The sequence below is a fragment of the Bradyrhizobium sp. P5_C11_2 genome (assembly GCF_054049755.1).
This window is the reverse complement of record NZ_JBFULT010000227.1, coordinates 1-11,126: the sequence shown is the minus strand read 5'-3', so window position 1 is coordinate 11,126 and position 11,126 is coordinate 1. Positions and strand designations below refer to the sequence as shown.

Here is an 11,126-nt window from a genome sequence, read left to right as displayed (position 1 = left end):
GTGTAATGGCGGCCGGCGCTGACGACGTCGCGATAGTCGGGCTCGCAACCCGCGAGGTCGGCCGTCGTCTTGCCGGCGACAGCAGCGGCCTGCTCCGTGAACGCGATCGGCTTCAGCGTGTGCTCGAGGATTCCGGGATCCAATCCCGGCCCGTCCATGCTCACCTCCGCGCCGCAGGATTCCAGCATCGCCAGCGCCTTGTTGAAAGCCGCGCGGACGTCGGGGCTGACGGCGGCATAACCGAAATCGGCGCTGGCGCCGATGCGCATGCCGTTCAACGGAACGGCATGCGTATCGAACCGCCGCGGCGACACCGGCAGGCTTGCGGGATCGCGCAAATCATAGCCCGCGATGATCTCCAGCGTCAGCGCGGCATCCGCGACCGTGCGGGTGATCGGTCCGGTATGCGCCAGCGAAGCCCAGGACGGCGGCGAAAAGCCGGGCGAGCGCGGCACCAGGCCGAAGGTCGGCTTGAGCCCGAACACGCCGCAGAACGACGAAGGCACGCGGATCGAGCCGACACCGTCGGTGCCGATCGCGATCGGACCGCAGCCGGCGGCCACACCGGCGGCCGCGCCGCCGCTCGATCCGCCGCTGGTGCGACCGGAATTCCATGGGTTTCGCGTGGTGCCGGTGACCGGGCTGTCCGCCGTCAGCTTGTAGCCGGACTCGCAGGTCGTGGTCTTGCAGGTGATGATTGCGCCGGAGGCCTTCAGCGACGACACCACGGCGGCATCGGCCTCGGGCACGAATGTCCTGTTCATCGGCGAGCCGCCATAGGCCGGCACACCCGCGACGAAGACGAGGTCCTTGATCGTGACCGGCACGCCGGCGAGCGGCCCCTTGGCTTCGCCCGCGCGCATTTCCCTGGTGAGACGGTCGGCCTCCGCCCTCGCCTGCTCGTACATCGGCGTCGCCACCGCGTTGCAGGCCTCATTCGTCGCCTCGAGCGCGGCGATGGTGTCGTCGACGACATCGCGCGGGGTGAACGCCTTGCGCCGGTAGCCGGCAACGATCTCGGTAGCAGAGAGCGCGCCGAGGCCAGTCGGCGCCGGCGGGAAGGCCGTTCGGCCGGAACCATCAGTCATCATCAACCCTAAGGAGCTAGCTGAGCGCCGCGTCGACGGCGCGCTTGGCCATGACCGTGACGAGATGCGCACGGTAATCGGCTTCGGCGTGGATATCGGAGGTGAGGCCGTCGGTATCGATCTTGATCACCGCGACCGCGGACGGATCGAAATTTTGCGACAGCGCCGCTTCCATCGGCGGCACCCGGAACACGCCCGCTCCTGCGCCGGTGACGGCGACGCGGACGCCATCGGCGAATTTCGCCACAAACACGCCGACCAGCGCATAGCGCGACGCCGGCGCCTTGAATTTGGCGTAGCCGGCCTTGAGCGGCACCGGAAAGCGGATCGCGGTGATGATCTCGCCCGGCTCGAGTGCGGTCTCGAACAGTCCGAGGAAGAATTTGTCGGCCGCGATCTCGCGCGCGCTGGTGACGATGGTGGCACCGAGGCCGAGAACGCCGGCCGGATAATCGGCCGCCGGATCGTTGTTGGCGACCGAGCCGCCGATGGTGCCGCGACTGCGTACGGCGGGATCACCGATCATGGACGCCAGCGCGGCGAGRCCGGGAATTTTCGTCTGCACCAGCTTCGATGCGGCCACGACCGCATGCGGAGTCATCGCACCGATGGTGATGGTGGCGCCATCATCGGTGATGCCTTTGAGGTCTGGCAGCTTTGAAAGATCGACCAGCGCGACCGGGCTGGCGAGCCGCTGCTTCAGCGTCGGGATCAGCGTCATGCCGCCGGCGACGGGCTTGCTGTCCTCGATCGAGGTCAAGAGCTTCGCGGCGTCGGGAATCTGGCCCGGCTGATGATAGGCAAACGGTTTCATTGTTGTCCTCCCTATTCCGCGGCGACCGGCAGTGACGCGTTCTGCAACAGGCGCCAGATCCGGTTCGGCGTGGCCGGCATGTCGACATGGGTGACGCCGAGATGCGCCAGCGCATCGACCACCGCGTTGATGACGGCCGCCGGCGAGCCGATGGTGCCGACCTCGCCGCAGCCCTTCACGCCCATCGGCGTGTGCGTGCAGAGCGTGGAATGGGTTTCGACCTTCATCATCGGCAGGTGGTCGGCGCGCGGCATGCAATAGTCCATCAGCGAGCCCGACAGCAGCTGGCCGGAGCCCTCGTCATACACCGCGTTCTCGAACAGCGCCTGGCCGACGCCCTGCACGATGCCGCCGTGCAACTGGCCCTCGACGATCATCGGATTGATCACCGTGCCGACGTCGTCCACCGCCGTATAGTTGACCAGCGTCACCGTGCCGGTCTCCGGATCGACCTCGACCTCGGCGATGTGRCAGCCGCCGGGATAGGTGAAGTTGACCGGATCGTAATAGGCCTGCTCCTCCAGCCCCGGCTCCAGCACTTCGAGCGGATAGTCATGCGGCACGTAAGCGGCGCCCGCGATCTCCTCGAACGTCTTGGTGCGGTCCGTGCCCGCGACCGAGAATTTTCCGGCCTCGAACTGGATATCGACTTCGGCGGCCTCGAGCAGATGAGCCGCGATCTTCTTGCCCTTGACGATCACCTTGTCCGTCGCCTTCGACAGCGCCGCGCCGCCGACCACCAGCGAGCGCGAGCCGTAGGTGCCCATGCCGAACTGCACGCGATCGGTATCGCCGAACACGATGTCGACATTCTCAAAGGACACGCCGAGCTTTTCCGAGACGATCTGCGCAAACGTCGTCTCATGGCCCTGGCCGTGATTGTGGGTGCCGATCATGACCGTGACCTGGCCGGTCGGATGAACGCGCACCGTGGCGCTCTCATAGAGACCGCCGCGCGCGCCGAGCCGTCCCGCGAAGCGCGAGGGCGCAAGACCGCAGGCCTCGACATAGGTCGAGTAGCCAAGCCCGCGGAATTTGCCTTTGCTGGCCGAGGCCGCCTTGCGCACGCCAAAATTCTTGACGTCGGCTGCGACGAGCGCGCCGTCGAGGCAGCCCATCGGATCACCGGAATCGTACTGTACCAGCACCGGCGTCTGGTACGGATAGGCCTCCTTCGGAATCATGTTGCGGCGGCGGATCTCGACGCGATCGATCCCCATTTCGCTGGCTGCGACATCGACGATGCGCTCCAGCACGAAGGTCGCCTCGGGACGGCCGGCGCCGCGATAGGCATCGACCGGGACGGTATTGGTGAACACCACCTTCACATTGCAGTAGATTGCGGGCGTGGTGTAGACGCCGCCGAGCAGCGGGCCATAGAGATTGGTCGGAATGTTCGGCCCGAAGGTCGAGAGATAGCCACCCATATTGGCGAGCGTGTTGACGCGGAAGGCGAGGAACTTGCCGGTCTCGTCGAGCGCGAGCTCCGCCTCGGTGACGTGATCACGGCCGTGCCGATCGGAGACGTAGCCTTCCGAGCGGCTCGCCACCCATTTGATCGGCCGCATCACCCGCTTGGCGGCCCAGGTGATCACGGCCTCCTCGCCGTAGTGGAATTGCTTGACGCCAAAGCCGCCGCCGACATCGGGCGCGACCACGCGCAGCTTGTGCTGCGGGATGTTCAGCACCAGCGCGCCCATCAGGAAGCGCACGACATGCGGAAACTGGCTGGTGGTCCACAGCGTGAAGCGATCGGTGCCGGGCTCATATTCCGCGATCGCCGCCCGCGGCTCCATCGGATTGCCGATCAGGCGGTTGTTGACCAGGCTGAGCTTTGCGACATGCGCCGCTTTCCGGAATGCGGTCTCGACCGCGGCCTTGTCGCCGAGCTCCCAGTCGCAGCAGATGTTGTTCGGCACATCGTCGAACAATTGCGGCGCGCCCGGCCGGACGGCCTCGAGCACGCCGACCACGGACGGCAGCACCTCGTAGTCGATCTTGAGCAGCTCGGCCGCCGCATTCGCCTGCTCCGGCGTCTCGGCAATAACGAAAGCCACCATGTCGCCGACAAAGCGCACCTTGTCCTGCGCCAGCATCGGGAACGGCGGCTCCTTCATCGGTACGCCCTTGGCGTCGGTAATGCCCCAGCCGCAGGGCAGCGAACCGAGTCCATCGTCGGCGACGTCATCCCCGGTCAGGACAGCGATGACGCCGGCTGCCGCAAGCGCCGCGCTCTTGTCGATGCCGCGCAGCTTCGCATGCCCATGCGGAGAGCGCACGAACACGCCGGCCGTCATGCCGGGACGCTTGATGTCGGAGACGTAATTGCCGCGGCCGGTGAGGAAGCGCTGGTCCTCTTTCCGCTTCGGTGAGGCGCCGATCCCGATCACATTGCCCATGGTCACTCTCCCTTGGCCGCGTTCATGGCGGCCGCGCCGGCCATCACTGAGACCACGATGTTCTGGTACCCGGTGCAGCGGCAGATATTGCCTTCGAGGCCGTGGCGGATTTCGGCTTCCGTCAGCGACGGCTTCTCGGTCGCGAGCGCCACCGCCGTCATCAGCATGCCGGGCGTGCAGAAGCCGCATTGCAGGCCATGATGCTCACGGAAAGCCTCCTGCATCGGATGCAGCCGGTTCGAGCCAGGCGCGCCTTGCAGGCCTTCGATGGTGAGCAAGGTCGCGCCGTCGAGCGCGGGCGCGAGCAACGTGCAGCTCTTCACCGGCAGCCCGTCGAGGTGCACGACACAGGCGCCGCACTGGCTGGTGTCGCAGCCGATATGGGTGCCGGTGAGGTGGAGCTGCTCGCGCAGCAGCTCGGCGACCAGCGTCGCCGGTTCGACATCCACCGTGGTTGGCCGGCCGTTGAGTGTGAAGGATATCTGCACGATAATACTCCTGTGCGCGACGGGGCTTTAGGCGAGTGGAAGCGCGCGGCCGGTGGCCCATGTGGCCAGCACGACATCGCCAACGGTGAAGGGGTCCGCGAAGAAGGTCTTTTCCGGCACGTAGGCCACGAACTCGTCGTCCGGCACGGTGTCGAGCATGACCTTGACGAAATAGCCCTGGTACTCGATCGCGAGCACCCGGCTCGGCAGCGACGTAGAGCCGGGCGGCAGCGCCTTGCCGGGCCGGACCAGCGCGACGTCGTCGCGGCGCACCGCGATATCGACCTTGTCGCCGACGCTGACCGTGGAGCGCGCCTGAAGCGGAACCTCGATGCCATCAGGCGCGRCCTGCGCGAGCGTAAAGCTCGAGCCATTCACCCGCTCGACCCGGCCCGACAGCACGTTCTGGCCGCCCATGAACTCGGCGACGTAACGGTCGTGCGGATGGGCGTAGACGTCGCGCGCGGCGCCGGCCTGCTTGATCCTGCCCTGCTCCATCACCACCACCAGGTCGGCGAGCGCAATCGCCTCGAGCTGGGTGTGGGTGACGTGAATGAAGGTGATGCCGAGCTCCCGCTGCATCCGCCGCAGCTCCTGGCGCATCTGCACGCGGAGCTGCTCGTCGAGCGCTGACAGCGGCTCGTCCAGCAGCAGCACGCGCGGCTCGGTGATCGCCGCGCGCGCCAGCGCAACGCGCTGCTGCTGGCCGCCGGAGAGCTGCGCCGGCAGCCGATCGGCGAATTGCGTCAGCCGCACTTTTTCGATCATGGCATCGGCTGCGCGCAGCCGGTCGGCCTTCGACATGCCGCGCACACGCAGCGCAAAGGCGATGTTCTCGCGCACCGTGAGATGCGGGAACAGCGCGTAGGACTGGAACATCATCGCGGTGCGCCGCTGCACCGGCGCCAACCCCACGACGTTCTGCCCACCAATGATGATCTCGCCCGCGGTCGGGTCCTCATGGCCGGCGATCATGCGCAGGATCGTGGTCTTGCCGCAGCCGGACGGGCCGATGAAGCAGCAATAGGCGCCGTCGGCGATCCTGAGATTGACGCCGTCGACCACGTTGGTCGCGCCGTCAAAGCTCTTGCAGATGCCCGCCAGTTCGATATCGCCGCGATCGCTCTTCATTCCCAGCTCAACCCTTTGCGCTGCTGCCGCGCTTCTTCTGGATCAGCACGATGCTGCCCAGGCTCGCGCCGATGACGATGAAGGAGACGATGGTCGTCACCGTGCCGAGCGCGTAGAGCGAGGGCGACGTGACGTTCAGCGTCATGCTCCAGATTTCCAGCGGCAGCGTGTTCAGCGAACCGGCGGTCTGGAGGCTGCGGGCGAACTCGTCGTAGGACAACGTGAAGCCGAACAGCGCGACCGCGACGAGGCCGGGCGCCAGCACCGGGATCATCACCAGCCGGATCGACTGCCAGCGGCTGGCGCCGAGATCGTAGGCCGCCTCCTCCCAGACGTGGTTGAAGCGCGACATCACCGCGAACATCACGAGCACGCCGAACGGCAGCGTCCAGGACAGCTGCGCGCCAAGCGCGGAGGTGTACCAGCTCGCATTCAGCCCGAGCGCCTGGAACAGGAGGCCCGTGCCGAGACCGAGCACGAGGCCCGGCGCGACCAGGCTGCCGATCATCATGTAGAACACGACGGTGTCGCCGCGGAAGCGCTTGCGAAAGCCGAGCCCGGCCAGGAACGAGACCACCACCGTGATGATGGTGACGATGACGGCGAGCTTGATGGAACGGTCGAACGAGCCCTTGACGTCGCCGGTCCGCACCTGGGTGAAAAGATCGACGAACCAGTGCAGCGAATGGCCCTTCATCGGAAACACCAGACCGCCGCGGATATCCTGGAACGACAGCACATAGATGCAGAACATCGGGCCGTAGAGCGCAATCACGTAAAGCGCGAACAGCGTCGCCAGCACGTAGAACGTCCAGGGTCGCTGCCCGCGGCTCGGCGCAATCGCCTTGCTTGTCGCGGGCGCGACCGTCTCGGGCATGCCGGCAGTTACCGCGCTCATCGCGTGATTTCCTGCCTGATGTCCACGGTGCGCAGGATCAGCGAGACGATCGCGACCAGCACCAGCGTCAGCAGCACCGCGCTTGCCGCTGCCGTCGGATATTGCAGCACGCCGACGTCCTCGTAGAACGCGCTCACCACCGAGGCCGAACCGCCGCCGGACATCACCTTGACCACGAAGAAATCGCCCATCACGATCGAGACCACGAAGATGGTGCCGAGCGCGATGCCGCTCTTGGACATCGGCACCACGATCAGGCGCATGATGTCGAAACGGCTGGCGCCGGCGTCGATCGCCGCCTCGATCAGCTTCTTGTCGATCCGCGCCATCGAATTGAAGATCGGCACGATCATGAAGATCGTGAGCTGGTGGACATAGGCGATGACCACCGCCAGATCGGAGAACAGCAGCACTTCCAGCGGCTGGCGGATCACCCCGAGCGCGAGCAGCGCCTGGTTGATCAGGCCTTCCTTGCCGAGCAGCGGAATCCAGGAAATCATCCGGATGATGTTGGAGGTCCAGAACGGCACCGTGCAGAGCAGAAACAGGCCGATCGCCAGCAGCTGGTTGCGAACGTGGAACACCAGGAAATAGGCGACGAAGAAGCCGATGATCAGGGTGAAGATCCAGGTCAGCACGGTGAACTTGATGGTCGCCAGATACAGCTTCAGCGTCAGCGCCGAATGCAGCACCTCGACATAGCTCGCCAATGTGAAGCCCGGCGTCAGCCCGCCGAAGCCGTCGGTGGCGAAKAAGCTCGCGGCCAGCACCACCAGGATCGGCGCCACGAAGAACGGCACGAGCACCAGGACCAGTGGCGACACGTAGAGCCAGCCGGCGAGATTTGCGCGTGATGGGTTTTGACTTGACTGCATGTCGGCAAAAGCCACGCTTCAGTTCGGTCTGTCTGCCGGCGCGTCGCCGCGCCGGCGCTCGTGTCAGGTCAGGGAAAGCAGGATTTACGCCACCTTGAAGTCGTTCCAGCGCTTGTTCATGTAGGCCGCCTCGTCCATCAGCGTGTTCCAGCACGAGATGTTCTTGACGCGATCCAGGAACGAGCCGCCGTCGCGCTTGGTGCCGGTCTTTTCCATCGGCACGCCGTAGGGATCGTTGATCACTTCCGGCGCGGGCTGGCCCTCGTACCAGAACGCCCATTCGGCCGGCGTCAGGAACTTCTTCGCGGTCGACGGCACCGGGCTGTAATAGCCGTAGCGTGCGACGAAGCCGCCCTGCCAACCCGAAAGATACCAGTTGAGATATTCGTAGGCTGCGTCGAGCTTCTTGCCGGAGAGGTGCTTCATCAGGCCCATGCCGTTGCACCAGCCGCGATAGCCTTCCTTGCCGTTCTTGACGTTGACCGGCGCATAGACGCAAGGGATCTCTTTCACGCGCACCGCGGCGACCGCCGGCGACCACATCGACTGGATGATCACCTCGCCCGCCGCCATCAGCTGCACCGACTGGTCGAAGGTGGTCCAGGTCGCGCGGAACTGGCCCTGCTTCTTCAGCTCGATCAGCTTGTTGCAGGTGAAGTCGATCTCYTCCTTGGTCATGTTGCCCTTGTTGCCGTACTTGATCAGGCCGGCGCTCTCGAAGCAGAGCGCGGCATCCATGATGCCGATCGCGGGCACGTCGAGGATCGCGGCCTTGCCCTTGAATTTCGGATCGATCAGATCCTTCCACTCGGTCACTTCATGGCCGACGAGATCGGGGCGATAGCCGATGGAGTCGGCGTTGTAGACTTGCGGCAGGAAGGTTGCCCATTCGGTGACGCCGTCGTTCAAATCGGTTGAATCGGGCTTCGCGATATACATGGCCTCGAAGGGCGAGATGCCCTGGCGCGGGATCTTGTGGCCGTCGATCTCGCCCTTGGTGAAGATCGGCAGGATGTTGTCGAAGTCCTTGATCTTCTTGACCTCGATGCCCTGGATGACGCCGCGCTTGGCGGCGAGCTTGGCCTGCCAGCCCTCGAGATCGGCGATATCGACCGTATTAGGCTGGCTTATGAAGCGGTTGATGGCGGCGGAGGTGTCGAGGTTCTGCATCGTCACCTTGAAGCCGAGATCCTTGGCCGCCTGGTCGCCGATCGCCTTCACCACGGAATAGGAAACGCCGACATGGCGGAGCTCGATGTCCTTGATCTCCTGGGCCCAGATGGTCGGGAATCCGCGGATCGCATCCGACCCTGCGGCCGCGCCGGCAACGGCCGCGGCACCCTTCAACAGCGTGCGCCGGCTCAGCTTTTTCGCAGACTTGTCGCTCGTCCCCGCCGGATTGGCAGTGGATGTCCCCTTGTCCCTGTCAAGCATGGCAACCCTCGTTGGTTACGATAAGCGCTCGCTCCGATCGTCATTGACCGGCTGCGGATGTGATCAATTGCGCGCGAGGCTATGGGCGGGGTTCTGCGAAGTAAAATTGGAAGTAAAAATCGGCCGCATAAACGCGGCTAATGGTTCTTCCCGGTGCATTTGGATTTGGCAGGGCGCATAAGAAGGCGTCAGGGACATGCATACAGGGCGGCGAATGCGACAGGTCCGGCCTTTTCGCGCAGCAGGTGTGACAGGGGCTGCGCTGCTCGTTGCCGCAACGTTGTGCGCGGCGCGCGCCGGCGGGACGCCGATCGCACCCACTGAGCTGAAAGCAATCGGCACGATCGATCCGCGCTTCCAGTCCTACAACATCGAGATGGTGGAGGTGACCGGCGGGCGGTTCTGGAGACCTTATCCGCGAACGATGCGCGTGCTCGCCGGGCGCGATCGTTACAGCGAGAGACTTCCGATCGATCTCGCCAACGCTCGTCTGCGCAGGCTTGCGGCGGCGTTGTCGCCAGCCTATCTGCGCGTGAGCGGCACCTGGGCCAATGCGACGTTCTTCGCCGGCAGCGAACAAGCACCAGCCGCACCGCCGCCGGGGTTTGACGCGGTGCTGAGCCGCGCGCAGTGGCGCGGCGTCGTCGACTTCGCGCGCGCGACTGATGCGGAGATCATCACCTCCTTCGCGGTCAGTCCCGGCAGCCGCGGTGCGGATGGCGCGTGGAGGCCGGATCAGGCGCAGCGTCTTGTCGATGACACGCGATCGCTGGGCGGCCACATCGCGGCCGCCGAGTTCATGAACGAGCCGACGCTCGCGGCGACGGGCGGAGCGCCGCAAGGATATGACGCGAAAGCCTATGTCCGCGATTTCGAGGTCTTTCGCGACTGGATACGGCGCGCGGCGCCGGAAACGCTGATCGTCGGCCCGGGCTCGGTCGGCGATTCCGCGTCCCCTTCCGCATCGGGTATTCGCACCCGCGACCTGCTCGCCAATTCCGGAGCCGACGTCGATCGCTTCTCCTACCATCACTACAACACGATCTCGCCACGCTGCGGCGGCCGCGACGCGCCGGCAGACGCGTTATCCGGAGAATGGCTCGCCCGCACCGATGCGACGCTGTCGATCTACCGCGGCCTGCKCGATGAATTCGCGCCCGGCAAACCGATCTGGCTGACGGAAACCGCCGATGCGGCTTGCGGCGGCAACCGCTGGGACAGGACGTTTCTCGACACCTTCCGCTATCTCGACCAGCTCGGACGCCTGGCACGAGCCGGGGTCCAGGTGGTGATGCACAACACGCTGGCGGCGAGCGATTACGGCCTGCTCGACGAGACGACGTTCCGCCCGCGACCGAACTACTGGGGCGCACTGCTCTGGCATCGGCTGATGGGAACGACGGTGCTCGACGCAAGCGCGGCGATGGCGCCCGACCTGCACGTCTATGCGCACTGCCATCCATCGACGCCCGGCGCCGTGACCGTGCTCGCGATCAACATCTCACACGGCGCATCGCGCGCGATCGTGCTGCCGCGTCCCGCCGACCGCTACACCTTGCAGGCAAGACGGCGGCAAGGCGCGACGGTGCAACTGAACGGCACGACGCTCGCGCTGACCGGCAGGGATGAGCTGCCGCACCTCGCCGGGCGGGCGACGGCAGCCGGTGCGGTCCGCCTCGCGCCTGAGACCATCACCTTCCTCGTCGTCGCGGGCGCTGCGAACCCCGCGTGCCGATGACCGCGCTCAGGATCTGAGCGAGTCCCGCGCCGTCTCCGGCGCCATCAGGGTCGCGACGATCGTGATGATCGACAGCGCGATGATATAGACCGACACCGCCCATGAGGCGCCGGCCCATGCGAGCAGCGCGGTCGCAATCAGCGGCGAGAAGCCGCCGCTGAGCGCTGCCGCAACATTGGCCCCCAACGAGGCGCCGCTGTAGCGCACCTGGGTGCGGAACAGCTCCGGCATGAACGCAGCCTTCGGCCCGAACAGCAATGC

At 65.7% G+C, this 11,126-nt stretch carries 9 protein-coding genes and 1 pseudogene; 1 reads left to right on the top strand and 9 read right to left on the bottom strand.

What is annotated here, in order from left to right:
- The 8 genes from ACXJL8_RS21055 to ACXJL8_RS21020 all read right to left on the bottom strand — a co-directional run.
- A partial coding sequence (locus tag ACXJL8_RS21055; protein WP_456685505.1) for an amidase occupies nt 1-1,088 on the bottom strand: 1,088 nt, incomplete at its 3' end.
- A 16-nt stretch (nt 1,089-1,104) separates the two neighbouring features.
- Nucleotides 1,105-1,902, bottom strand: coding sequence for an FAD binding domain-containing protein (locus tag ACXJL8_RS21050; RefSeq protein ID WP_456618027.1), 798 nt, complete (start codon nt 1,900-1,902; stop codon nt 1,105-1,107).
- Nucleotides 1,903-1,913: 11 nt separating this feature from the next.
- Nucleotides 1,914-4,301, bottom strand: a complete 2,388-nt coding sequence (locus ACXJL8_RS21045) for a xanthine dehydrogenase family protein molybdopterin-binding subunit (protein WP_456618028.1) — start codon at nt 4,299-4,301, stop codon at nt 1,914-1,916.
- Between the two features lie 2 nt (nt 4,302-4,303).
- Nucleotides 4,304-4,789 carry a (2Fe-2S)-binding protein gene (locus ACXJL8_RS21040; RefSeq protein ID WP_456618029.1) on the bottom strand — a complete coding sequence of 162 codons (486 nt, stop codon included), beginning with the start codon at nt 4,787-4,789 and terminating at the stop codon, nt 4,304-4,306.
- A 27-nt stretch (nt 4,790-4,816) separates the two neighbouring features.
- The gene (locus tag ACXJL8_RS21035; protein WP_456685504.1) at nt 4,817-5,920 is read right to left on the bottom strand and encodes an ABC transporter ATP-binding protein; all 1,104 of its coding nucleotides are present in this window, start codon (nt 5,918-5,920) and stop codon (nt 4,817-4,819) included.
- 7 nt (nt 5,921-5,927) lie between these two features.
- On the bottom strand, nt 5,928-6,818 hold the full coding sequence (locus ACXJL8_RS21030; protein ID WP_456618031.1) for an ABC transporter permease: 891 nt from the start codon (nt 6,816-6,818) through the stop codon (nt 5,928-5,930).
- Nucleotides 6,815-7,693 carry an ABC transporter permease gene (locus ACXJL8_RS21025; protein ID WP_456685503.1) on the bottom strand — a complete coding sequence of 293 codons (879 nt, stop codon included), beginning with the start codon at nt 7,691-7,693 and terminating at the stop codon, nt 6,815-6,817. Before ACXJL8_RS21025 ends, ACXJL8_RS21030 begins: the two co-directional genes overlap by 4 nt.
- Nucleotides 7,694-7,777: 84 nt before the next feature.
- Nucleotides 7,778-9,127 carry an ABC transporter substrate-binding protein gene (locus ACXJL8_RS21020; protein ID WP_456618033.1) on the bottom strand — a complete coding sequence of 450 codons (1,350 nt, stop codon included), beginning with the start codon at nt 9,125-9,127 and terminating at the stop codon, nt 7,778-7,780.
- Nucleotides 9,128-9,374: 247 nt separating this feature from the next.
- Here ACXJL8_RS21020 and ACXJL8_RS21015 point away from each other — a divergent pair, with 247 nt between their 5' ends.
- Nucleotides 9,375-10,865, top strand: a complete 1,491-nt coding sequence (locus tag ACXJL8_RS21015; protein ID WP_456685502.1) for a hypothetical protein — start codon at nt 9,375-9,377, stop codon at nt 10,863-10,865.
- Nucleotides 10,866-10,871: 6 nt separating this feature from the next.
- On the opposite strand, the pseudogene ACXJL8_RS21010 reads toward ACXJL8_RS21015, so the two are convergent.
- Nucleotides 10,872-11,126, bottom strand: a pseudogene (locus ACXJL8_RS21010) (MFS transporter); the annotation flags it as partial.

What these genes read in the sequence shown, in the direction of transcription:
- ACXJL8_RS21030 (WP_456618031.1), bottom strand. Translation starts at nt 6,818, where the DNA reads ATGAGCGCGGTAACTGCCGGCATGCCCGAGACGGTCGCGCCCGCGACA.